Source organism: Providencia sp. PROV048 (assembly GCF_033688165.1).
GTDB lineage: Bacteria > Pseudomonadota > Gammaproteobacteria > Enterobacterales > Enterobacteriaceae > Providencia > Providencia hangzhouensis.
This window is the reverse complement of sequence record NZ_CP096360.1, coordinates 2,017,465-2,041,937: the sequence shown is the minus strand read 5'-3', so window position 1 is coordinate 2,041,937 and position 24,473 is coordinate 2,017,465. Positions and strand designations below refer to the sequence as shown.

The window sequence follows — 24,473 nt, the reverse complement described above, 5'->3', positions numbered from 1 at the left end:
TCCTTCTGAGTCAATCCGCTCAAAAAAGACTCTACCAACCTAACATATCAGCTTATAAGTTTCGATAGTCATTCCCCTAAACCGCATTTTATCGACATATTGGATAAAATCCGAAGAGACATTTAGGATAAAAAAACCCGCGATTATTGCGGGTTAAAATATACGGAATTAAAAATTAACCTAATCAACTAAGATACGTTTATTGGTTGCACCCCACAAAATTGACATTTCGGTAAATAATGCACCGCTGATGTCTTCAACCTCTTCGGCCGTAATTTCAGCATGACCTTGTTTGCCAAAAAATACAACTTCATCTCCCGGGCTAACGTATTTTAAATCAGTAACATCAACCATGACCGTATTCATTGATGTTTTTCCTAAAACAGGAACTGTCTGGCCATTAATTAATGCATGTCCCGCATTGCTAAATACACGGCGATAGCCATCTGCATAACCTACAGGGATATTGGCTAATACAGAATCACGCTTCAAGGTATAGGTTCTATCATAACCCACTGTATTACCTTTCGGATAATGATTGACAGAGGCAATGTTCGATTTCAGCGTCATCACGCGTTTATAGTCATTTGTCGCAATGGTATCACCGTAGAAAATACCACCTACACGTACCATATCCAACCATGATTCTGGTACGGTAATGGTTGCATAAGTATTCGCGACATGTAATGTAATGTCTTCACGTTTTAACCCTGTCACATTCAAGACTTGTTGAGACTCTTTCTTGAATTTCGCAAGGTCTTTACGGATCTGAGCTTCATCCTCTTCTGGATAATGAGACATAATGCCCACGATTTTTAATTGCGATAACTCCGCGATCTGTTTTGCTTCATCTAAGCCAGATGCACTACTGACGTCTAGCCCATTACGGGACATCCCTGCCGAGTTTAGCGCAAGATGGATAGGGATCACTTTATTTTGTTTTTTCACAATCGCATTCAAGCGCTGCGCCATTGCTAAATTACCAATTAACTCTTCTGTCTCATATTGTGTAGCCTGAGCCATTTCTTGTTCTGTCGCACTTCTCACTCGCATTAAGCGGCCTTTAAAACCTAAGTCTCTCACGGTTTTAAGCTCTTGGTTATTTGTTACCCCAATACATTGCACATTATTTTCAATCATTATTGGCGTAACTAAAGAAAGGTCATGTCCATAGGCATCCCCTTTCAAAACAGCGCACAGAGAAGACTTATCCCCCAGCAAGTTTTGTACTTTTTTGATATTAAAATCTAATGCACCACGTGATATTTCAATCCATGCGTTATTAACCATCGCAGGTTGGTTTTGTGTCGCATAAGTTTCTACTGGTGTTTTGATATTATTTGGTTGCTGACAAGCTGTCGCAGCAACTAATAAAGGGAGTAATGCCAGATATTTCAAACGTAAAGCCACTTATTATTCCTTATATCTAGTGATTTCTACCAAGATATTATTTTTAGGGTTCTGGGTTGATATAGACAAAATTTGTATAGGTTTTAAATAATACCAACCTTAGCATTTCAAACAAGTAATAATTCACGATTTATGCATAAAAAATCACTTATACATAAACATAACTCTTTCATCACATTGATTTTGATTTTCTAAAAATAAAACATTTGGTTGAAATCACCATAAATTAAATTATTTTTATTATTTAATAAGTTAGCTGTATTGTTTCACTAATATTTAATTTTGTTACATTTTTTATTTGGCGAATTAAAATGCCTAAATGATAATAACTATCAATTAGGAACTATTGCTAAATATCACTTAATCCATAAGGCTATGTTATGAAGTACAAATTACTCGCACTCATTATTCCAACACTACTTACTGCTAATGTTGCTAACTCCGCTGAAATGTACAATAAAGATGGTAATAAGCTTGATGTGTATGGGCAAATCGATGTTCGCCATCATATTGCCAAAAGCCGTAGTGGCGAAGATGGTGATGACTCACGTGTCAGACTGGGGCTAAAAGGTGACACACAAATCACCGACCAACTCATTGGTTTTGGACGTTTTGAATGGGAAACTAAAACTAACCAATCAGAATCAACTGAAGAAAATAGTAATCGTTTAGCTTATGCAGGCTTAAAATTTGCAGATTACGGCTCCCTTGATTATGGCCGCAATTATGGTGTTATTTATGATACCAATGCTTGGACAGACGTATTACCTCTCTGGGGAGCGGATACGATGGATCAAGAAGATAACTACATGCTAAGCCGTAACCGTAATTTACTCACTTATCGCAATAATAATGCCTTTGGTTACATTGATGGTTTAAGCTTTGCATTACAATATCAGGGGAAAAATGGCGAACAAAACCTGTCATCCGGTGATGAATTAACCGATAACGGCGATGGTTTTGGTTTATCTACAGCTTATGAATTAGGTTATGGTATTTCCCTCGGTGGTGGTTACTCCTCATCTTCCCGTACACCAAAGCAAAAAGATGCCACAACTAGCAGTGCGACTGGTAAACGCGCTGAAGCTTGGAACGTAGGGGGAAAATTTGAATACGAAGATCTCTATTTCGCAGTCATGTATGGCCAAACGCTTAATATGAGCCGTTTTGGTAATGATAATATGGAGTCAGTAGCAAATAAAACTCAGAACTTGGAAGTGGTTGCCCTATATTCTTTTGACTTCGGTTTAACCCCATCAATTGGCTATAACTATTCCAAAGGTAAAAACTTAGGCAGCTTTGGAGATAAAGAATTAGTAAATTATATCGCCATCGGCTCAGCTTATGACTTTAATAAAAACCTAAGTGCTGTCATCGACTATAAAATCAACTTGTTAAACGATAATGATTTTACTGACCACTACAAAGTGAATACCGATAACGTACTTGGTTTAGGGTTAGTGTATCAGTTCTAATTTTAGAATTGAGTGAAAAGCAAAAGCGTCTGTAAATTACAGGCGCTTTTTTACGGGTAAGCTTTGACAATAAAAATATCTCTCATCATCTTCATGACCTATTCCCTAGGAACGGGAAGCTCTGTTGCTTTACCCTCGATAAAGCAGTTGTAAGATACAAAAGTATCTAACCCCATACATAGAGGCCCCTTTTCCTAAATAAATTCCTATAATGGTATACCTATTTTTTCTAACGTATTTGGTACTAATAAAAAAAGGCACCAGTAAAAAACTGAAGGGCTTGCAGGCTCACTACTAGTACGATGTCAGCACAATTTAGCGCGATCCAAGCGGGTATTAGCATGGCTGTTTTGCCGCATTTCACTGCCCAAAAGATGGGACTGAGTTGGTTGCAAAGGAACATGAGAGGCTGTTGATGCCATAAGCTCCCTCCACTTTGACACGGGCTGGTATCATTATTTAGCCAGCGAATGTTTATAGCGGGATTAAAGCAAAGGGCTAATATCTAATATTTCAATCAATGGGAGAACAGCCAGTATGTTGTTTTTACCTTTAAAATTTGCCAAGATAGCCAGGTAAAAGACTTCAGACCTACCACACAATCAGCGGCTATATTGGCTTATGTCGATTAGCTCTATTCTAAGGATCCTACTATGGCCCCCTTTCATCAATTAGCAGCGACAAGTCTCGGCGGGCAACTTATCTCTATGAAAGACTACGCTGATAAGGTGGTTCTCGTCGTTAATACCGCCAGTCATTGTGGTTTTACACCACAATACAACGGCTTAGAATCACTCTACAAGAAATATGCTCCTCAGGGCTTTGTGGTGCTTGGTTTCCCCTGTAATCAGTTTGGCAGACAAGAACCCGGTAGCGCTGAGGAAATCGCGCAGACCTGCTTTATTAACTACGAAGTGAGCTTTCCAATATTCGAAAAAGTCGACGTTAATGGGAGCTCTGCTCACCCGATATTCCGTTACCTGAAAAACGAGCTACCAGGTCTAATGGGTGGGCGGATCAAGTGGAACTTTACTAAATTCTTGGTCGGGCGTGACGGTAAACCGCTCAAACGCTTCGCACCATTCACTACCCCTGAAAAAATGGAAGCAATAATCCTTTCGGCACTTCAAATTTAAGTGTTCACTAATTTGCTCAATTAAATCGAATGCTATTAAAGACTAAAAAACAAAAAAGCCCATTTTTACATGGGCTTAAGTCATTATTTTACTAGTCAGTGCCAGCGAGTTCTTATTGCGGGATTATTCCCACTCAATAGTCGCAGGTGGTTTGCCGCTGATATCATAAACGACGCGGGAAATACCATCGACTTCATTAATGATGCGGTTTGAAACGCGGCCTAAGAAGTCATAAGGTAAATGTGCCCAATGAGCGGTCATAAAGTCGATGGTTTCAACTGCACGCAGTGAAACAACCCAGTCATATTTACGGCCATCACCCATGACGCCAACAGAGCGGACAGGTAAGAATACGGTAAATGCTTGGCTAACTTTATGATATAAATCTGCTTTGTGCAGTTCTTCAATAAAGATAGCATCTGCACGACGTAATAAGTCACAGTACTCTTTCTTCACTTCACCTAACACGCGAACCCCTAAACCTGGGCCTGGGAATGGGTGGCGATACAGCATATCGTACGGGAGGCCTAATTCGAGACCAATTTTACGGACTTCATCTTTAAACAATTCTTTTAATGGCTCAACTAAACCAAGTTTCATGTCATCCGGCAGACCACCTACGTTATGGTGAGACTTGATAACGTGCGCTTTGCCCGTTGCTGATGCTGCTGATTCGATGACGTCTGGGTAAATCGTCCCTTGAGCCAACCATTTAATATTAGGCAGCTTAGATGACTCTTCATCAAATACTTCGATAAATACGTGGCCAATTTTCTTACGTTTAGCTTCTGGATCGCTGATCCCAGCTAATGCATTTAAGAAGCGATCTTCAGCTTTTGCATGGATGATGTTCAGGTCAAATTTACCTGCGAACATTTCCATTACTTGGTCTGCTTCGTTTAAACGCAATAAACCGTTATCAACGAACACACAGGTTAAACGTTTACCAATTGCACGGTTTAATAGCAATGCCGTAACCGATGAATCAACACCACCCGATAATGCGAGCAGTACATGGTCATCACCAATTTGCTCTTTTAAACGCGCTACTGTGTCTTCGATAATTGCCGCTGGTGTCCACAGGGCTTCACATTGGCAAATATCTTTCACAAAACGCGTTAAAATATTTAGGCCTTGGTGAGTGTGAGTCACTTCTGGGTGGAATTGAACACCGTAGAATTTCTTTTCTTCATTTGCCATGATGGCATATGGGCAGCTTGGCGTGCTGGCGATAGTTTTAAAATCAGCAGGGATAGCTGTAACTTTATCACCATGGCTCATCCAGACATCAAGTACTGGTTTGCCAGCTTCGTTCAGAGAGTCATGAATATCACGGAATAATTCACATTGCTCAGTGATTTCGACATTGGCATAACCGAACTCACGTTCACCAGAGACTTCAACTGCACCACCCAACTGCATTGACATGGTTTGCATGCCATAACAAATACCTAATACAGGAACACCTGCATTAAATACGTAATCAGGAGCTCGTGGGCTATCTGACTCAGTCGTACTTTCTGGCCCGCCAGAAAGAATAATACCGTTTGGATTAAATCCTCGAATTTGTTCTTCTGTAACGTCCCACGCCCAGAGTTCACAGTAAACGCCAATTTCACGAATACGACGGGCGATCAGCTGTGTATATTGCGAGCCGAAATCAAGAATAAGAATGCGATGTTTATGGATATTTGTTGTCATTTGAGGAGAATTCCAAAAATTCAAGTCAAAAATAAGAATCGGTGACGCAATCAAATGAATGCGCCACCCTGAGAAACTTTATCAATTATTGCCCCAAACGGTAGTTTGGAGATTCTTTCGTGATAGTAACATCATGAACGTGGCTTTCTTGGATACCGGCTCCACTGATGCGAACAAATTCTGCTTTTGTTCTTAATGCATCAATAGTACCACAGCCCGTCAGGCCCATACAGGAGCGTAAGCCACCCATTTGTTGATGAATGATTTCTTTTAGGTGACCTTTGTATGCTACGCGGCCTTCAATGCCTTCTGGCACTAATTTGTCTGCTGCATTATCAGATTGGAAGTAACGATCTGACGAACCTTTAGACATCGCACCCAGTGAACCCATACCACGGTATGCTTTGTAAGTACGGCCTTGGAATAAAATAGTTTCTCCCGGAGACTCTTCAGTTCCTGCGAACATTGAGCCGACCATCACACAGGCTGCGCCTGCCGCGATAGCTTTAGAGATATCACCTGAGAAGCGAATACCCCCATCCGCGATAACAGGAATACCCGTACCTTCAAGGGCTTCTGCCGCTTCTGCAATAGCTGTAATTTGTGGTACACCCACACCAGTTACGATACGAGTTGTACAAATTGAACCAGGGCCAATACCGACTTTAACGGCGCTAACACCTGCATCAGCCAGCGCTTTCGCCCCTTCCGCGGTTGCTACGTTACCGCCAATGATTTGTAAGTCAGGGTATTTTTGGCGGGTTTCACGAATACGTTGTAATACACCTTCTGAATGACCATGTGATGAGTCAATTAATAAAACGTCAACGCCAGCAGCCACCAGCGCGTCAACACGCTCTTCATTTCCTGCACCAGCACCAACAGCAGCACCAACACGCAAACGGCCTTGCTCGTCTTTACACGCGTTTGGCTTACGTTCTGCTTTTTGGAAGTCTTTAACGGTGATCATCCCTAACAAATGAAAGTTATCATCGATCACTAAGGCTTTTTCTACACGTTTTTCATGCATTTTTTGTAAAACAATTTCACGTGCTTCGCCTTCTTTCACGGTGACTAAACGTTCTTTTGGCGTCATCACAGCAGTAACAGGCTGGTCCAAATCCGTCACGAAACGAACATCGCGGCCCGTAATAATACCAACTAATGAGTTGTCGTTTGCAACTACTGGGTAACCTGCAAAACCATTGCGCTCAGCCATTTCTTGCACTTCACGAATGGTAGTATCAGGCGTTACTGTCACAGGGTCAGTGACGACACCACTTTCATGCTTTTTCACGCGGCGAACTTCTTCCGCTTGGCGCTCAATAGTCATGTTTTTATGGATGAAACCAATGCCACCTTCTTGTGCTAATGCAATAGCAAGATCAGATTCAGTGACAGTATCCATGGCTGCAGAAAGCATAGGAATGTTCAGGCGGATGTTTGCAGTCAGTTGAGTTGATAAATCTGCGGTATTCGGTAATACGGTTGAGTGTGCAGGAACGAGTAAAACGTCGTCGAAAGTAAGTGCTTCTTTTTTAATGCGTAACATAGGCAATATCCCACCAGGCAGCGTTATGGAAAGGTATAAAATATTGCCGCGGCATTATACACACCGAAAACGGTTGCTTCCAGCACTTTTTTGAAAAAAAACTTGATAACTCCTATAGCTGCGTTAGTATCTATCGATTAAGTCATTGTTTTAAAATTTGATCTGGCTCACATGTCGACTTCACAAAATAGCGCAATTTACTCTGTTAGTAAGCTTAACCAATCGGTTCGGGAACTTCTCGATAGCCAAATGGGGCGTATTTGGTTAACAGCTGAAATTTCCAATTTTTCACAACCAAGTTCAGGTCATTGGTACTTAACCTTAAAAGATGACCGGGCTCAAGTGCGTGCGGCAATGTTCCGTGGGCAAAATGCACGAGTCACTTTCCGCCCACAAAATGGCCAGCAAGTTTTAGTTCGAGCGACAGTGACCTTATATGAGCCTCGAGGTGACTACCAATTAATTCTTGAAAGTATGCAGCCAGCCGGTGAAGGCTTACTGCAACAACGTTTTGAGCTATTAAAACAAACACTAAGTGCCCAAGGTTTGTTTGATATTATTCATAAAAAACCACTACCTAGCCCAGCTAAATCCGTCGGTATCATTACCTCGGCAACAGGTGCAGCCCTACATGATATTTTAAATATTTTACGTCGTCGCGACCCTTCCCTGCCTATCACTATCTACCCAACGGCCGTTCAAGGTGAGATGGCACCAGCACAAATTGCTCGGATGATTGAGCTAGCAAATTTGCGTCAAGAATGTGATGTGTTGATCGTCGGTCGCGGGGGCGGTTCACTTGAAGATTTATGGGCATTTAATGAAGAAATCGTTGCTAGAGCCATTTTTGCTAGTCAACTGCCTATAATTAGCGCTGTTGGTCATGAGACCGATGTGACGATTGCCGACTATGTGGCGGACGTAAGAGCACCCACCCCATCTGCAGCGGCCGAGCTTGTTAGCCGTAACCAGTTAGAAATGCTCCGTCAGCTAAAATCTGCGCAGCAACACCTTGAAATGGCAATGGATTATTACGTAGCAGGTCAACAACAAAGGTTTGCTCGTTTGCATCACCGTTTACAGCAACAACACCCACAATTACGTTTGGCACGGCAACATAATCAACTTAATTTATTGCAACAAAAATTGGCGCAGTCGATGACTCGACAACTACAAAATTCGACGGTTAAATTCGAAAAAGTTAATCGCCGTTTACTGCAAAATGATTTGCGCCCTCAGCTGCAAAAACAGCAGCGACAGTTGCAGCAGACACAGTATCATTTGCAGAATATGGTCACGAGTTTGGTTAATAGTTACCGCCAACGTTTCGCAGTAGCTTGTTCAAAAATGGAAGCGGTTAGCCCATTAGCTACCTTAGCTCGCGGGTTTAGTATTAGTGAAACCGCTAAAGGTACAGTGTTGAAAAAAACCAGCCAAGTGAAAGTCGGCCAACCACTAAAAACTCGCCTTAATGATGGCTGGGTTGAAAGCCAAGTCACCCATATTGAGAAGGTTAAAGCCAAAAGAGTATTGAAATAATTATTTTATCCACTTATCTCGATAAAAATAACGAGATAAGTGGTATTAAACTGATACGTTGATTAGAAACGCACCTGTCCGCCAATCATATAAGTGCGCCCTCTAGCTGTTGCATTATTTTTACCGCGTTCTTCCATAATAGCGGTAGAATTTGCACGATTTAGTGCATCCGAATAATTTTTATTCGTGATATTATTGACCGTCATCATCAATTTAAAGTTTTTATTAACTTCATAGTCTGTATATAAATCAATGATTGTAGGTTGTTTTTCATACTTATCTTTTAGTGCATTTCCATCGTTATCAACGATAGACTCTACACCAATTCGTTTTGAAGGGCCGGTCCATGTAATAGTTGTACCTACGGTTAATTTTTCATCCAATAAACGCACACCTGAATCCAAGGTCACATAATAATCAGGAAGCTCAGTGAAATCTCCCGCACTAAAATCAGCAACCTTAGCTATGGAGTTAGGTTGATCCCCAGTTTCTTTGGTATAGGATAATGTTGAATAAACTATACCTGCATCATAATTAGCCTGTAATTCATAGCCACGAAGATTAACATCATGAGGCTCATTGACATACATATAGCTTTTACGCATAAATTCTGGGAATTCTTTGTCCCATACATCATCATTCATTAAACACCAAGCCAGTTCAGCATTTGATCTTGGGCGACAAAGTAAATAAGGCTTACTCGTAATATAGTCTTTAATTTTTGTATGGAACCATAATGCCTTCATATTAAATTGGTCACCTTCAAAAATTAAATCCGGTTTAAAGCTATTAAAACCAACTTGCCATGTCTGTGATTTCTCTTCTTTTAAGAATGGGTTCATTGAATTACCACCTTCTTGAGAATAAAAAACTTCTTGCGTATTCGGCGCTCTCATTGAATGCGCATAACTGACAAATGGCTGGAATTCAGGAATAATTTCTGCTGATAATAAAACTCCGGGGTTAAAACCATTACCCCGTAAATTTAAAGTTGCAGCTTCCTGTGGAAAACAAAAATCTTGATCACCACATGCAGGTTTAAAACCTTTTAAGTGATAATTCATATAATTCAAATCAAAAATTGCTGTATAGATCCCATACTTGGCTTCCAATTGTGTATATACGCTCGCAAGATCTAACGACCCACTTGGCGAGAATGGATTATAGTTCAACGTATCTTGGTCAATAACAGAACTAACCTCTCGCTCATACTTCGTTTTAGATAACTTAGAACCTATTTTCCATTCAAAATCAATATCACCATAGGAAAACCGGCTTGTATTAGAAAGATTAAGACCATCGCCAATATTTTTGGATTTACCTTGCCTTAATGCCCAACCTAATGAGTCACCTTCAAATTGTTGGTCATTTTTTCCATGACTCGCTAAAACCTCAACATCAATTAATTCATTTAGCGGCGTATATTTATATTTAATATAATAATCTTCACTATTAATCTTTCTTCGTGTGAGCTTATTTTGTAAGAAACGACCACTGAATTCTAATTCATGGCTGTCATTAGGTTTATATTTCAATTTAGCTAATTGCGATTGTGGCTTTTGTTTGAAAGTGGAGTCGGTGGCAAATTCATCACTATCAAACCCATCACCATTTTTATAACTGCCAGGAATATTATGGCCGCTAACCGCAATTAAACCGCCAAAATAGCCATCATCTTGCAATAATGTCTTTCCTGCGACCGCTACCATGCCATTATAACCGAGACCATTATCTCCCCAGCTAGCTTTACTACGCAGCCCATATACATTATCTTTAAAAATCACATCATCAATACCGATAGTACGAAAATTTGCACTCCCTGCTAAAGCGTTAACACTATTGCCTCCATTTAATTGCCCTTTCTCTACTTCAACTTCAACAATAAAATTTGGGTCAATTAAAGCGCCAAAATCATTATTTGGCTGTTGTCCATGTGTATATTGACTTGGGGAAATTCCATAATAACTTTGCGTGACACCATCCACCATCATATTCACGCGACCAAAACCACTCAACCCGCGAATATTGACATTAACGGTACCTTGGCTGGCATCCATTTGAGTATAGGTTCCGGGCATGGTACGAATAATTTTATCCATCGACTGCAATTTATTTTCCGTACCCACCGCGCTATAAGCACCCGGTTTTTCCAATGCCTTGACTAATGGTGTCTGTTTTTGTGCACCTGAAACTTTTAATTGGCTAAAATTAACCACACCCTCTTTCTGCTTATTTTGCTGTTGCTTATTTTCAGCCAAAGCAATCCCTTGGTAGCTAATCGTAATAATACCAGCAACCATAATTATTGTTTTATTATTCATTAAACCATTCCTGTAAACGTACTGTGTGTCATACGCTCACACTGCTAACACAGAGCAAATAAAGCCTGTGAAAAGGCTCAACAACAATGTCATTAATATTGTTGTTGGCCTGAAATAACCTAGTTTTTATAGGTTAATTATTATTTTAAATAAGGGAAATATTTATCTTTATTTTCAAGCATAAGAATAAAGCTATATTCTTGGGCAATATCATCTAATGCATTAAAGCGGCCCGATTTACCACCATGCCCTGCATTCATATTCGTTTCTAATAATAATAATGAGTTGCCTTGCTTAATATCTCGCAATTTAGCCACCCATTTTGCAGGTTCCCAATATTGAACTTGTGAGTCATGTAGCCCTGTCGTCACTAATATGTGTGGATAATGCTGTGCTTTGATATTGTCATAAGGGCTATACGCTTTAATTCGCCAGTAATCTTCTTCATTTTCAGGGTTACCCCACTCATCGTATTCCCCAGTGGTCAGAGGGATTGATGGGTCTAACATTGTGGTTACCACATCTACAAATGGAACAGCGGAAACAACACCCTCGTATAAGTCAGGCGCCATATTCACCACCGCTCCCATTAATAAGCCACCCGCACTGCCCCCCATGGCATACACATGCCCTGCTTTACCATAACCTTCTGATAATAACCCTTTGGTTGCATCAATAAAGTCAGTAAATGTATTCATTTTGTGGATTGTTTTGCCTTGTATGTACCAATTTTTACCTAAGTCACCACCACCACGAATATGTGCAATCGCGTAAACAAAACCGCGATCCAATAAAGACAAACGAGATGAACTAAAAGAAGGGTCTATGCCATATCCATAAGCGCCATAACCATAGACTAACAATGGATTTTGACCATGTTTGAAAAGATCTTTACGGTAAACTAAGGAAACAGGGACTTTTACCCCATCTTGTGCTGTGACCCAAATACGCTCACTTTGGTAATTTTGCTTATTAAAATCTTTAACTTCTTCTTGTTTTAAAAGCTGTTTTTCTTGAGTCAGCATATTAATTTCATATACTGAAGACGGTGTGGTCATTGATGAGTAGCCGTAGCGTAATGTGTCCGTATCAGGCTCAGGGTTATTCCCAATCCACGCCATGTAAGTTGGGTCATCAAAGCTCACTTGGTTTTCTTTATGCGTTAACCAACTGATTTGGCGAATATTTACTAAGCCGTTTTGGCGCTCTTCTACCACTAACCAGTTATTAAATAACGCAAAACCTTCAAGATCAACCCCATCACGTGGTGCAATAAAGCTTACCCACGGCGCTGAAATATTGTCTGCAATATATAAACCAAACAATGGGTGCTGGTGATTAGAACGAATATAGAATTTACCATTGAAATGATCAGGATAGTACTCAACCCCAACTTGACGTGGTTTTAAGATTTTAGCATCATTTTGTGGCTGATTTGCATCAATTAACCGATATTCAGAAGTTTCAGTACTCGTGACACCTATTAAAATAAAATCTTTTGACGTCGATTTCGCTAAACTAACGTAAAAAGTATCATCCTTTTCTTCATACACCAGTTTGTCTTGAGTTTGCTGTGTACCGTATTGGTGCCTAACCACTTGATAAGGAAGCAATGTTTGCTTGTCCTTATTCACATAGAATAGCGTTTGGTTATCATTAGCCCAAACAATATTCCCTGATGTATTGGTTAATACATTCTCTTGCCACTCGCTCTCATCAATTTTTCGAAATGACACTGCAAATTCATTACGCCCTTGGCGATCTTCGGCAATGGCAAGCGTGGTATTATCTGGCGAAATAGCTAACGCGCCCATACGATAATATTCAGTGCCTTCGGCACGTTCATTACCGTCAACTAATACAACCCATTCACCCTGACTATTCACCGGACGTCTTTCATAGATAGAATAATTTTTTCCCGCAACCACTCGTGAGCGGTAAGTATAACCATTATAATTATAGGGAACTGACTCATCGTCCTGCTTCATACGCGAAAATAGTTCATCGTAAATCTCTTTTTTTAACGACTCACCTTTCTCTAATTGTTGCTTTGTATAGTCATTTTCTTGCGTTAGATATTCGATAATTTCTGGAGACTCACGTTGGTCATCTCTTAACCAATAATAGTTATCAACACGGACATCTCCGTGAGTAGTCATTGTATGTGGTTGTTTTTTGGCTATTGGTGCTGACATTCTATCCTCCGCAGCACTGGTTGCTGCATATAAACCAAGTAATGTAATAAGACAAAACTCAGTAAGTTTATTACGCATAATTCATCCAATCTATTTTTCATTAAGAGTAAAATCAATAGGGATCCTGACTGTCACCTGCCCATTGATTAAAATCTCGGTAGGTGGTTCAGGTAAAGGTGCCGCTCTTGATAAAACCTGCAAGGCTTCTCTATCCAACGATCGCGTTCCAGATGAACTCACCAGCTCGCTATCAAGTAAAAAACCTTGTGAGTCAACCGTAAATGTTACTGCTGATTGACCAACTCGCCCTCGCCTTACGGCATCTTCAGGGAAACGCTTGTATTTATTTAATTTCCCCAATACTTGTGCTTCCCACAGCCTTTTCGCGTTCTCTATCGATTGTGATTGGCTATTAAATTCTGCGGCAATTTTCTGAGTCTGTAATGGCGCTGCTGCATCACTGGTGACAGGGGCATCATTGGCTTTTGAATCAGTCGCTTGTTTTTGTTCAACCACCTGCTTTTCATGTTTTTGTTTTTTTACTTCAACATTTCGCTTTGTACTCGCCGTATTAGCCACTTGCACTTCTGCCTGCTCATTGATGGCTAATGGTGGGATAATTTTCTCTTCTGATGGAGCCTCATGTGCCTGACTTGCCACCGCTAACTCTTGTAATTGACCAATGTTAACTTCTGTCAATTGTTCGGCTTGCGACTCTATCGAAATTTCCATCACCACTGATGGTGGAGGCAATAGCTCTTCCCATTGTTGATTATAAGTTACCCATATATAGCCCCCAACCACAGCGACATGAAGAGCAATTGCCAATGCGAACCACCCACTCATCTTCGTCGTTCGCTTTAAATACTCATTTTCAAATGTTGTTATACTCATTTTTATCTTATGTACTTATGTATCTTCACACAAACGCAAATGATAATTAATAACAAACGAAAATGGAAATCATTTCCTAATGAAAATAAAGAATACTTCACAAAATTAACTTTTTTGAAATCATTAGGTTGCTATTATTTAGTCATCATTTAGGTGTATACCAAACAAAATCAGCATGTAAATGGTCTATTTCATCCCCTCTCTCTGAAATAATTAACACTTTGACTGATTCGTCAGGTGCGAGGTCTTGTACATGTAAAGGTACCCCAATAGCTCTTGTTGCATGATAGCCACCTGCGAATAGAAGCGCGGGTGTAGGTGCATTTAATAACGACTCTGCCATACGGCGGTCACGCAACTGCTGTATAAAGGTCATTTTAGCCACTTGTTCCGCTGTCAGTTCCCCACCATGAGAACTTTCAATCGTTTTACTGATAAGTTCTTGAACAATGGGTTGAGCTGAATATTGCCCCGTTACTGATGACGGGTTAGCGTAGGCGGCAAGTACCTCTTTTTTATCTAGGTTTGCCGACAGTAGCGGATAAGGCGAGCTCAGCAAATGGCGGATTAAAGCCCCATATTGCTCCCAAGGCCAACCACTATTCCAATTTAAGGCGGACTGTAGCTTTTCGTCACGAATATAAGGGTTATTTTGCATCTGCGCCTGTACACGGTTCACACTATTTTGCTGCGACGGTGTCAACATTTCGAGTAAAACCGCACCTTGAGGCCGTATTTTTGGCATTTCCTGTACAAGCCATTGCTCAATTTGGTGGTGATAGTGGTTATCATGCTTTTCTCCAACAATCACACGTGGAGATTGAGCAAGCTGCTCAACTAATTGCTGAGGTGTTAAAGACTTACCTGTTGCTAAGTCAATAATTTGGTTGCTTACTGTTAGTTGGCTATCTAATTGTACGATTGTCGGTTCAATTTTTTGTGTACAACCGATAAGGAAAAATAACCCAACCATTAAAGTGGCTATTTGAGAGGTCAATCTTATTGAAATCATTATGCTTTCCATCTTATGTTGTCAAGCTAATAAGATACAGATAATGATAATCATTTTCAATAAAAAGGCTCCTATAAAATCATAGAAGCCTTTAACACAAATTAATTAATATTAACCCTTAGAGTGGATTTGTTTGTGCTTCAACCACTGCCAATGCCACCATATTCACGATACGACGTACCGAAGCAATTGGTGTTAATATATGCACAGGTTTCGCAACCCCCATTAACACTGGCCCGACAGTCACACCATCAGAGCTTGTGACACGCAGTAAATTATAACTAATACGTGCTGCTTCCATATTTGGCATAATTAATAAATTTGCTGAACCTTTTAATGGACTATCAGGCATCACATCTTTACGGATAGATTCAATTAATGCGGCATCCGCATGCATTTCACCATCAATTTCCAAATGTGGGTCACGTGCTTTGATCATCGTTAGCGTATCACGCATTTTTTGTGCAGATGCGCAATCTGAAGAACCAAAGCTAGAACGCGATAACAGAGCCACTTTTGGCTCAATACCAAAGCGTCTTACTGTATCCGCTGCCATTAACGTGATTTCAGTTAGCTCTTCCGGTGAAGGGTCTTCATTGACATAAGTGTCTGCGATAAACGTATTACCCGTTGGTAATAACAATGCATTCATTGCACCTGCTGCATGAACACCCTCGCGGAAACCAAATAAATCTTTAACAACTTCATAGTGTTCGCCATAACTGCCCACCGTACCACAAATCATCCCGTCGGCTTCGCCACGCAACACCATGATCCCACCAATTAAGGTTGGGTTATTAATCACCGCACGGCGCGCCATTTCTTGGGAAATACCACGACGTTTCATGATTTGGTAGTATTCTTGCCAATATTCTTTATAACGCGGGTCGTTTTCGTTATTAACTACTTCAAAATCTTTACCTAACTCAATATGTAGGCCGAGTTTTTGAATACGCATTTCAATCACACTTGGGCGCCCAACTAAAATTGGGAAAGCTAAACCTAAAGACACTAGTTCTTGAGTCGCATGCAATACACGCTCTTCTTCCCCTTCAGCTAATACAATGCGTTTTTTCGCCGTCTTAGCTTGAGAGAAAATAGGTTTCATGAATAAATTTGTTTTATAAACAAATTGATTTAATTTTTCGATATAGGCATCAAAGTCTTCAATTGGACGCGTTGCTACCCCTGAATCCATAGCTGCTTTTGCCACTGCTGGCGCAATTTTCACAATCAAACGCGGGTCAAATGGTTTCGGAATAATATATTCAGGGCCAAAGAATAAATCTTGGTTGCCATACGCAGAAGCCACTTCTTCGCTTTGCTCAGCCAATGCAAGGTCTGCAATGGCATATACACAAGCCAGTTTCATTTCTTCATTAATCGTTGTTGCGCCAACATCTAGCGCACCACGGAAAATGAATGGGAAACATAATACGTTATTAACCTGATTTGGGTAATCAGAACGACCAGTACAGATGATGGCATCAGGGCGAACTTCTTTTGCCAAAGGTGGTAAAATTTCGGGTTCAGGATTAGCCAATGCTAAGATTAGAGGATCTTTTGCCATGGTTTTCACCATTTCTGGCGTTAAAAGACGTGGACCTGAACAGCCTAAGAAAATATCTGCATTAGGAATCGCATCAGCCAAAGTACGTTGGCCGTTATCTTCAATTGCATACGCGGCTTTGGTGACATCCATGCGTTCGTCACGGCCTTTGTAAATCACCCCTTTTGAATCACAAACGGTGATATGTTCGCGTTTCAACCCCAACGCGACTAATAAATTCATACAAGCGATTGATGCCGCCCCGGCGCCAGAAACCACCAGACGCACATCACCAATATCTTTTTTAACAATACGTAAGCCATTGATAACAGCGGCAGTACAGATGATTGCGGTACCGTGTTGGTCATCATGGAATACAGGGATTTTCATCCGCTCACGAAGTTTTTGTTCAATATAAAAGCATTCTGGTGCTTTGATATCTTCTAAATTAATACCGCCAAAAGTCGGCTCAAGAGACGCAATGATATCAACTAACTTGTCTGGGTCTGTTTCATCAACTTCAATATCAAAGACATCAACGCCAGAAAACTTTTTAAATAGTACACCTTTTCCTTCCATGACAGGTTTACCAGCTAAAGCACCGATATTACCTAACCCAAGGACAGCCGTACCATTAGACACGACCCCGACAAGGTTACCTTTAGCGGTGTAACGATAAGCTTTAAGTGGGTCATCTGCAATTTCAAGACATGGCACTGCAACACCTGGTGAGTATGCTAATGCGAGATCTCTCTGGGTTGTTAGTGGTTTAGTTGGGGTAACCGTAATTTTCCCAGGATGTGGAAACTCATGAAAATCAAGAGCACTTTGTTTTAATTTGTCATCCATCGTCAAGTCCTTTCAAAATAAGTAAGGTAAGAGCGATAACAGTATAAACACATCTCACTAGCAAATCATGATCATACCGGCAATTTCCAGAAAAATCTTTCAATTACAATAGAGTTAGGTCACCGCTAGAGTAAAACGTAATCACATTGATTATATTTTACTATATCGAAACACCTCTCTAATTTTTAAGATATTAACTAAAAATAATTTATTATTAGTTCTATGAGGTTAATATATATAAAAAATTAATTACATTATGAACCCTATCTTAAATACCTTCTCCGTTTAATATTGATTTAAATATTAGATATGAATTTTCTAATTTTAATGTATTATCAACAAGTATCTTATTGTTATTAGCGAGGGATATAATATATTAAGCAAAGAAGTAACATTAAGAATTCCCATACTGATTTTACAATTATTAATACTCCAATTAAATATAATAAATATATCAAAATTAAACTGTCTATTTTATGGAAAGTATCAAACTAGACCTTGAATTTTAAGACATGAAAAAGGAACCCTCTATGTCTAAATATACCGTAATGATTGTTGATGAGCACCCTCTTATACGCTTGGGATTGCGCCAGCTCATAAATACCGATACGCACTTTATTGTCACAGCAGAGTCCTCTTGTTGTTACGAGGCCTTAAGCATTGCAAGGCAGCTACAGCCTAATCTAATTATTATAGATACCAATATTCAAGGTATTAAAACATTTGAAACGATACGATTACTTCGTAAGCACTGCAATAATAGCTACTTATTAGTGTTATCTGCTTCAACAATTAAAACAGATATATATGGCGCTATTGATGCAGGAGCTCAAGGGTATTTATTAAAAAGCAGTGAGCTTGACATGTTATTTTATAGTATGAAGAAAGCCTCTAGAGGGCAATTAGTTTTCAGTGAAAAAATATATCAGCATCTTATTTCTCGTCATAATTATAATGACCCACTCTCATCACTGACACGGCGAGAATCTGAAATTTTACATGAAATAGCTGTGGGTTTAAAAAACCGTGAAATATCTAATTTACTTTTTATTTCTGAAGAAACGGTTAAAGTTCACATTAGAAATATTCTTAAAAAATTACGTGTTCGCTCTCGTCTTGAAGCTAGCTTAATTTACATGCGTTCAAGATAATTTTTTCTAATTATATTAATTAACAAAGCTAAATTACGAATAATTTAATTATAAGTTTATTATATATTTCTCACATTTGGGCTAGATCCTAAGCGATTTTTGCCTCATTATGTATGGATTATCGCTAGTTTTTTGAGGAAAATCATATGCCCAATACATCTAACTCTCCTTATATCATGTACGGAATTAAAAACTGTGACACCATTAAAAAAGCACGCCGTTACTTAGAAGACAATGGAGTTAACTATCAGTTTCATGATTATCGTGTTGATGGTATTAGCGATAAATTACTTTCTACCTTTATGGAACATATTGATTGGGAAGTGTTAGTAAATAAACGAGGAACAACTTGGCGTAAACTGACTGATGATGAAAAAAATGCAGTGGTTGACTCAAATAGCGCGAAAAAAGTGCTAATTGCAGAGCCCGCCATGGTCAAAAGACCCGTACTTGTTTCTCCAGACAACCGTTACTTAGTTGGGTTTAGCGCAAATGACTACCAAAACTTCATTCGATAATCAGGCGGTTATGATGGATTGCCCAGTTATTCAACTTGCCAAAGAACTGATCTCACGCCCTTCTATCAGCCCTGATGACCAAGGTTGCCAAGCGATACTGACTGAGCGTTTAAACCAACTCGGTTTTACCGTTGAACCCATGCATTTTGGTAACACATTAAATTTTTGGGCACATCGAGGTACTCAAGGTCCAACCCTCGCATTTGCAGGCCATACCGATGTCGTACCAGCAGGCAATAGTGAAAATTGGCAAACACCCCCTTTTAGCCCGACAATTATCAATCAACATTTGTATGGTCGCGGTGCTGCTGATATGAAAGGCTCAGTCGCAGCAATGGTTGTCGCCGCAGAGCGCTTTGTCAAAAAGCACCCTCAACATCAAGGGCGTTTGGCCTTTTTAATCACATCAGATGAAGAAGCCGATGCGCTAGATGGCACGGTCAAAGTGGTCGAAACATTGATGGCACGTAATGAACGCGTTGATTACTGTTTAGTCGGTGAGCCGTCAAGCCAATCACAATTAGGCGACATCATAAAGAATGGTCGAAGAGGCTCTATTACAGCGAATTTAACTATTTTGGGTACACAAGGACACGTTGCTTATCCCCATTTAGCGGACAACCCGGTTCACCGCTCAACCGCTTTTTTACAAGAGCTCACCTCAACTATCTGGGATAACGGCAATGAGTTCTTCCCTGCCACCACCATGCAAATTGCCAATATCCATGCAGGTACTGGGGCAAGTAATGTGATCCCTGGTGAGTTATTTATTCAATTTAATTTTCGTTTTAGCACAGAATTGACCGACACACAAATACGTGACAGGGTCACTAGCATGCTAGAACGCCATGGCTTAACATATAAAATAGAGTGGTCATTATCTGGGCAACCATTTTTAACTGAAAAACAAGAACTTGTCACTGCAACTTTGCAAGCAATTCATGAATTAACTGGTCTTAATGCAGAGTTATCCACAAGCGGTGGAACCTCCGATGGCCGTTTTATCGCCCAAATGGGGACTCAAGTTATTGAGCTCGGCCCACTGAATGCCACCATACATAAAGTTGACGAATGCGTTAACGTCAAAGACTTGCAACAGCTGGCCTTAATTTATGAACGGGTCATGGAGTTATTGTTATTATGATCACTATTGCCATGTTAACAGGCCGCTCAACTGACCATTTAGTGACACTTGGCGGTTCTCATCGCCTACAGTTCAATGCCACCAAAGCATTTTTAGCCATGCAACAAGCGGCTGTAAAGTCAGGGTTCAAGTTACAATCGGCAAGTGCATTTCGTGATTTTTCACGTCAACAGTTAATTTGGAATGAAAAATTTACCGGTCTCCGCCCTGTTCTTGATGCACAAAGCCAACCTTTAGATATTACAACGCTTTCTGAAGGCGAGCTTTGTGAAGCTATTTTACATTGGTCTGCATTACCCGGTGCAAGCCGCCACCATTGGGGAACCGAAATAGATGTTTATGATCCATTACGTATTCCTTCAGGGCAAACGTTACAGTTAGAGCCTTGGGAATATGAAACTGGTGGCTATTTTGCTGAACTGAACCACTGGCTGACGGATAACATGGCGACATTTGATTTTTATCGCCCTTTCACTGCAAAAAATTCAGGGGTTGCCTATGAACCTTGGCATATTAGCTACTGGCCTTTATCCCATGAAGCTGAACAGCTTTTAACGCTAGAAGTCATTAAACAAGTTCTCCTACAAGAGGATATTTGCGGAAAAAACTGGCTAAACAGTAACTTAGATTATGTATTCGAACGCTATATTAAAGCTCCTGAATAATTTCTAAGCTAACAGAGCAACTTCTATCACGCCTCATAGATTACGCTACATAATTTATGGGGCTTTTTTCTTTTTCGTGGCAATTTTTTCATCAACAACTGGAAGCCGATACATAAAAATAAGCAGCCAACACAACAGTGCCAATAAACCAATTTTTAACCATAAATAGCTAACAACCCAGATTGATAGTGAAAAAGTGAGTATTATCAATACAATTGCTTTTGGTTTTGCCCCTTTCGGTAGCCCTTTATGCTTTTGCCAGTGACGGATATATCCCCCAAACCAAGAGCGATATAATAACCAATGGTGAAAGCGTGGAGATGAACGAGAAAAACACCATGCCGCTAATAACAAGAAAGGCGTAGTCGGCAAAACAGGAAGAATAACGCCAGCAAAAGCCAGCGCAACAGCTAACCATCCAATAACAATGAGGAACAATTTTTTCAAAATTACCCCTCCTCCCGAATAAATAAATCAAATGGTAAAAGCCGCATAAAATCTGTGGTAACTCATAATAATATCAATGGTATACTCTAATGGTAAACACGCTTAATGAAAAGTCGCTTTTGCCGATTGGAATGATTATTGTTCCCATAGCTTTCTTTCTCAGGAATCTTTGAGGTTTCAATGATAGATATTTATTTTTCTTTATATCATTTAGTTTCGATGAAAAGATGCAAAAAAACACAATAGAGGCATACACTAGTATGTACTAGGGTAACTGAGCGATATCAACGCACAGACAGCTCAAAGAATGACTCACTCGGTTCCATTCTAAATTATTTGAGTTGTATGAAGGCGATGAGAGAAGGCATCCCTAGGAGCATACAAAAGTATGTGACTAGGGTAACTGAGCGATATCAACGCACAGACAGCTCAAAAGAATGGCTCTCTCGGTTCCATTCTAAATTATTTGAGTTGTATGAAGGCGATGAGAGAAGGCATCCCTAGGAGCATACAAAAGTATGTGACTAGGGTAACTGAGCGATATCAACGCACAGACAGCTCAAAAGAATGGCTCTCTCGGTTCCATTCTAAATTATTTGAGTTGTATGAAGGCGATGAGAGAAGGCATCCCTAGGAGCATACAAAAGTATGTGACTAGGGTAACTGAGCGATATCAACGCACAGACAGCTCAAAGAATGACGAATGGAAGGTGAATATGCAATGGTTGACAGACTACTGGTGGATAATCTTGCTCCTATTGGTTGGGCTTATCTGGAACTCAGTCAAAGAAATGATGAAATTGGACCCCAAAAAATTTTTAGATAACAAGCCTGAAATCCCTCCGCATCAGGATAATAACCATCTTTGGGATGATGAAGACGATTGGCCTAAAGACAAGAAGAAGTAATTTTCTGCTTTATTTCAGCTAAAAGTGCTAGTTGGTATTGTTTTACCTGTATACCAACCTCTTCTCTTACTCGTTTTAACCATTGCTTTTGCCCTGTAATACCGACATCCGCGCAAATCTTGGAGATAGGTTCACATAATACAAAATGCCGTCTGAGGAGAGGAAGCCCGTTTGTTTCTTCCCTCAATAAACGCATAATTGCACTTGTACTCGCCGAAATTGGGCGCTTAAACTCACTAAAACCGATCAGTTCTATCCAATCATCTGTCACTAGTTGCTGCTGTGGATCCGTTTCGAACGCAAACTCTTGTAAATCACTGCGCCAATATAGGTCACGTTTTAATCGGGATTCGCCTTGTTCACAAAGTTGGTATGCACGGTTTGAAATAGGTAAAATAGCCATCGCGGTAAAACAGCCACTACTGGCTTCTTTATGCGAACCTATTCGTATTAACCGAAAGCCCGCTTTTTGCCAAAATGCGACTAAGTCTGGTGTTAATCCAAAACTAACAGATAAAAAATCTAACCCTTGCTCTGTAGCAATTGCTTTCTGTTTTTCTAAAAGCGTTAAACCAATTTGGCGCCTACGGTGGTTCGCATCAACGGCAATACGCATCACTCGGCGAGATAGCCATTGTGCCGCAATGGGGAAATAACTATGAGCTGCTAAAGATTGGACAACTAAATTTCCTCTTGGTCGACGAAGCCCAGCCCATATTTGCCAGCTCAATGATTCGGTTAACTGTCCTTCATCTACCATCCATAATGCACCTAAATAGGTACAATCATCAGACTCGGCTTTTGCCACCATAAAATGTTGTTGCTGGGCATCCAATAGTCGTCGTAAATCTAATGGTGACGTTCGATAATGTGCACTCATCAATAAGCCATAAAACGCTTTTAATTGCTCATTATTTTCCGCTAATGATGCCTGAGTTAACGCTTTATATTCAGTATTTCCAGCAAGAACCGTTTGAGTGGTGGGTTCTTGCAGCAATAAAGCCTCATTGACCCACAATTCTAAGGGATCATTAGCCGCGTAGCGCATTGGGTTATCAAGTTGCAGTAAAGTGAAATGAGCTAAACTTGCACAAAATTTTAACGTAAAACCGCGCCCAGTTCCTTCATAACCATCGACTGTCGTAGTTAATAGAACTCGAGGAAAATACCCCACCAGCTCACGTAAGATATAATTAGGAATAGCAGAAGCTTCATCGATGACTAGCCAATCTGCTGTTATTTTTTCATTGCTGCGGCAGTACGCTAATAGGCTATCAGGGGACCAAAAATTAATCTTTTGTCCTGCATGCCGACTTAAAACTTCCGTTGCCACTTTGGCGGGAGCACAACACCAACACTCTCCCATAAATTGTTTTATTAACATCCCAGCTATTGCAGATTTTCCGCGCCCTCTCGGGGCTATCAAGCCCCAAATGCCATGTTTTGCTTTTAATAATTGGCTAATTATTTGTTGCTGCTGTTCTGTTGGCAGGCCTGTCGGTGCTTGCCATAATGGTTTGTTATTTAGTAATGAAAAATCAGGCTCATCTCCTTGTTTATAAAATAAAATATCGGAAGATGTTTGGAAAGTCCGTTGCAGATGGTGAACAAAATTCGGTGTTGGAATGAGCCCCAATTGTTCATTCCAACGTAGGCTGTCTAGATCAGCATTTGTCGCCCACTCAGTTTGAGGTGCAGTACATAAAACTAACAAGCTCCCTGCTTTTAACGTGCCAGCAAGCATGGCTAGGGCTTCACTATGAAAACCTTTACGTGCATCAAAGATGCCATGTAAAAATTCACGGCCCAATAATAGATGTGCATTCTCTGGGGAAACCCCTTGTGGCAAATTCGCTGAAATGGTTAACCAGTCGCCATCAATGGCTGTCTGAAGTTCGTTGAGTTGCTGTTCCACCCACGCACTGTCACCAGAAAGAACCATAAGACGACGCATGCCAACCATATGTAGCTGTTCGATAATAACAGGAAGCAATTTCACCATCGTAA

The 24,473-nt window shown here is 40.3% G+C and carries 18 protein-coding genes; 8 read left to right on the top strand and 10 right to left on the bottom strand.

What is annotated here, in order from left to right; genetic code table 11:
• Positions 1–180: 180 nt before the first annotated feature.
• Positions 181–1,410 carry an alanine racemase gene (gene alr / locus M1F26_RS08860; protein ID WP_140172235.1) on the bottom strand — a complete coding sequence of 410 codons (1,230 nt, stop codon included), beginning with the start codon at positions 1,408–1,410 and terminating at the stop codon, positions 181–183.
• A gap of 380 nt (positions 1,411–1,790) precedes the next feature.
• Between alr and M1F26_RS08855 the strand changes: the two genes are divergently transcribed.
• Together M1F26_RS08855 and M1F26_RS08850 are read left to right on the top strand one after the other, a co-directional pair.
• Positions 1,791–2,885, top strand: a complete 1,095-nt coding sequence (locus tag M1F26_RS08855; RefSeq protein ID WP_004253827.1) for a porin — start codon at positions 1,791–1,793, stop codon at positions 2,883–2,885.
• 653 nt (positions 2,886–3,538) lie between these two features.
• Positions 3,539–4,021: a glutathione peroxidase gene (locus M1F26_RS08850; RefSeq protein ID WP_140172236.1), complete on the top strand. Its 483-nt coding sequence runs from the start codon at positions 3,539–3,541 to the stop codon at positions 4,019–4,021.
• A gap of 123 nt (positions 4,022–4,144) precedes the next feature.
• On the opposite strand, the gene guaA is transcribed toward M1F26_RS08850, so the two are convergent.
• Positions 4,145–5,722, bottom strand: a complete 1,578-nt coding sequence (guaA, locus tag M1F26_RS08845) for a glutamine-hydrolyzing GMP synthase (protein WP_136135441.1) — start codon at positions 5,720–5,722, stop codon at positions 4,145–4,147.
• 85 nt (positions 5,723–5,807) lie between these two features.
• A complete protein-coding gene (gene guaB, locus M1F26_RS08840; RefSeq protein WP_140172237.1) occupies positions 5,808–7,274 on the bottom strand; it encodes an IMP dehydrogenase in 1,467 nt (488 codons plus the stop codon).
• A gap of 171 nt (positions 7,275–7,445) precedes the next feature.
• Here guaB and xseA point away from each other — a divergent pair, with 171 nt between their 5' ends.
• The gene (gene xseA, locus M1F26_RS08835; RefSeq protein WP_140172238.1) at positions 7,446–8,813 is read left to right on the top strand and encodes an exodeoxyribonuclease VII large subunit; all 1,368 of its coding nucleotides are present in this window, start codon (positions 7,446–7,448) and stop codon (positions 8,811–8,813) included.
• A gap of 62 nt (positions 8,814–8,875) precedes the next feature.
• Here xseA and M1F26_RS08830 read toward each other — a convergent pair whose 3' ends face one another.
• The 5 genes from M1F26_RS08830 to maeB form a co-directional block, all read right to left on the bottom strand.
• Complete coding sequence (locus M1F26_RS08830) at positions 8,876–11,134, bottom strand: TonB-dependent receptor domain-containing protein (RefSeq protein WP_140172239.1); 2,259 nt, start codon at positions 11,132–11,134, stop codon at positions 8,876–8,878.
• A gap of 140 nt (positions 11,135–11,274) precedes the next feature.
• The gene (locus M1F26_RS08825) at positions 11,275–13,407 is read right to left on the bottom strand and encodes a S9 family peptidase (protein WP_140172240.1); all 2,133 of its coding nucleotides are present in this window, start codon (positions 13,405–13,407) and stop codon (positions 11,275–11,277) included.
• A gap of 12 nt (positions 13,408–13,419) precedes the next feature.
• Positions 13,420–14,223, bottom strand: a complete 804-nt coding sequence (locus M1F26_RS08820) for an energy transducer TonB (RefSeq protein WP_140172241.1) — start codon at positions 14,221–14,223, stop codon at positions 13,420–13,422.
• Positions 14,224–14,368: 145 nt separating this feature from the next.
• Positions 14,369–15,235, bottom strand: a complete 867-nt coding sequence (locus M1F26_RS08815; RefSeq protein WP_227528969.1) for a ChaN family lipoprotein — start codon at positions 15,233–15,235, stop codon at positions 14,369–14,371.
• A 118-nt stretch (positions 15,236–15,353) separates the two neighbouring features.
• A complete protein-coding gene (gene maeB / locus M1F26_RS08810) occupies positions 15,354–17,633 on the bottom strand; it encodes an NADP-dependent oxaloacetate-decarboxylating malate dehydrogenase (protein WP_004253593.1) in 2,280 nt (759 codons plus the stop codon).
• A gap of 530 nt (positions 17,634–18,163) precedes the next feature.
• Between maeB and M1F26_RS08805 the strand changes: the two genes are divergently transcribed.
• From M1F26_RS08805 to M1F26_RS08790, 4 genes are all read left to right on the top strand, one after another.
• Positions 18,164–18,784, top strand: a complete 621-nt coding sequence (locus tag M1F26_RS08805) for a LuxR C-terminal-related transcriptional regulator (RefSeq protein ID WP_140172242.1) — start codon at positions 18,164–18,166, stop codon at positions 18,782–18,784.
• A gap of 146 nt (positions 18,785–18,930) precedes the next feature.
• Positions 18,931–19,302 carry an ArsC family reductase gene (locus tag M1F26_RS08800; protein WP_227528968.1) on the top strand — a complete coding sequence of 124 codons (372 nt, stop codon included), beginning with the start codon at positions 18,931–18,933 and terminating at the stop codon, positions 19,300–19,302.
• A 13-nt stretch (positions 19,303–19,315) separates the two neighbouring features.
• Positions 19,316–20,446: a succinyl-diaminopimelate desuccinylase gene (dapE, locus tag M1F26_RS08795; protein ID WP_140172267.1), complete on the top strand. Its 1,131-nt coding sequence runs from the start codon at positions 19,316–19,318 to the stop codon at positions 20,444–20,446.
• Positions 20,443–21,111 (top strand): M15 family metallopeptidase, encoded by a 669-nt coding sequence (locus tag M1F26_RS08790; protein ID WP_140172243.1) that lies wholly within the window; start codon positions 20,443–20,445, stop codon positions 21,109–21,111. Before dapE ends, M1F26_RS08790 begins: the two co-directional genes overlap by 4 nt.
• A 54-nt stretch (positions 21,112–21,165) precedes the next feature.
• Here the strand turns inward: M1F26_RS08790 and M1F26_RS08785 are convergent, their stop codons facing one another.
• Positions 21,166–21,558, bottom strand: a complete 393-nt coding sequence (locus tag M1F26_RS08785; protein ID WP_140172244.1) for a DUF454 family protein — start codon at positions 21,556–21,558, stop codon at positions 21,166–21,168.
• A 716-nt stretch (positions 21,559–22,274) separates the two neighbouring features.
• Here M1F26_RS08785 and M1F26_RS08780 point away from each other — a divergent pair.
• Positions 22,275–22,466: a YpfN family protein gene (locus M1F26_RS08780; RefSeq protein ID WP_112307944.1), complete on the top strand. Its 192-nt coding sequence runs from the start codon at positions 22,275–22,277 to the stop codon at positions 22,464–22,466.
• Here the strand turns inward: M1F26_RS08780 and M1F26_RS08775 are convergent.
• A complete protein-coding gene (locus tag M1F26_RS08775) occupies positions 22,447–24,468 on the bottom strand; it encodes a tRNA(Met) cytidine acetyltransferase TmcA (protein ID WP_140172245.1) in 2,022 nt (673 codons plus the stop codon). The two genes, M1F26_RS08780 and M1F26_RS08775, sit on opposite strands and share 20 nt — an antisense overlap.
• Positions 24,469–24,473 lie beyond the last annotated feature (5 nt).

Coding starts and splice junctions, on each gene's coding strand:
- M1F26_RS08855 (WP_004253827.1), top strand. CDS start 1,791: ATGAAGTACAAATTACTCGCACTCATTATTCCAACACTACTTACTGCT.
- M1F26_RS08850 (WP_140172236.1), top strand. CDS start 3,539: ATGGCCCCCTTTCATCAATTAGCAGCGACAAGTCTCGGCGGGCAACTT.
- guaA (WP_136135441.1), bottom strand. CDS start 5,722: ATGACAACAAATATCCATAAACATCGCATTCTTATTCTTGATTTCGGC.
- guaB (WP_140172237.1), bottom strand. CDS start 7,274: ATGTTACGCATTAAAAAAGAAGCACTTACTTTCGACGACGTTTTACTC.
- xseA (WP_140172238.1), top strand. CDS start 7,446: ATGTCGACTTCACAAAATAGCGCAATTTACTCTGTTAGTAAGCTTAAC.
- M1F26_RS08830 (WP_140172239.1), bottom strand. CDS start 11,134: ATGAATAATAAAACAATAATTATGGTTGCTGGTATTATTACGATTAGC.
- M1F26_RS08825 (WP_140172240.1), bottom strand. CDS start 13,407: ATGCGTAATAAACTTACTGAGTTTTGTCTTATTACATTACTTGGTTTA.
- M1F26_RS08820 (WP_140172241.1), bottom strand. CDS start 14,223: ATGAGTATAACAACATTTGAAAATGAGTATTTAAAGCGAACGACGAAG.
- M1F26_RS08815 (WP_227528969.1), bottom strand. CDS start 15,235: ATGATTTCAATAAGATTGACCTCTCAAATAGCCACTTTAATGGTTGGG.
- maeB (WP_004253593.1), bottom strand. CDS start 17,633: ATGGATGACAAATTAAAACAAAGTGCTCTTGATTTTCATGAGTTTCCA.
- M1F26_RS08805 (WP_140172242.1), top strand. CDS start 18,164: ATGTCTAAATATACCGTAATGATTGTTGATGAGCACCCTCTTATACGC.
- M1F26_RS08800 (WP_227528968.1), top strand. CDS start 18,931: ATGCCCAATACATCTAACTCTCCTTATATCATGTACGGAATTAAAAAC.
- dapE (WP_140172267.1), top strand. CDS start 19,316: ATGGATTGCCCAGTTATTCAACTTGCCAAAGAACTGATCTCACGCCCT.
- M1F26_RS08790 (WP_140172243.1), top strand. CDS start 20,443: ATGATCACTATTGCCATGTTAACAGGCCGCTCAACTGACCATTTAGTG.
- M1F26_RS08780 (WP_112307944.1), top strand. CDS start 22,275: ATGCAATGGTTGACAGACTACTGGTGGATAATCTTGCTCCTATTGGTT.
- M1F26_RS08775 (WP_140172245.1), bottom strand. CDS start 24,468: ATGGTGAAATTGCTTCCTGTTATTATCGAACAGCTACATATGGTTGGC.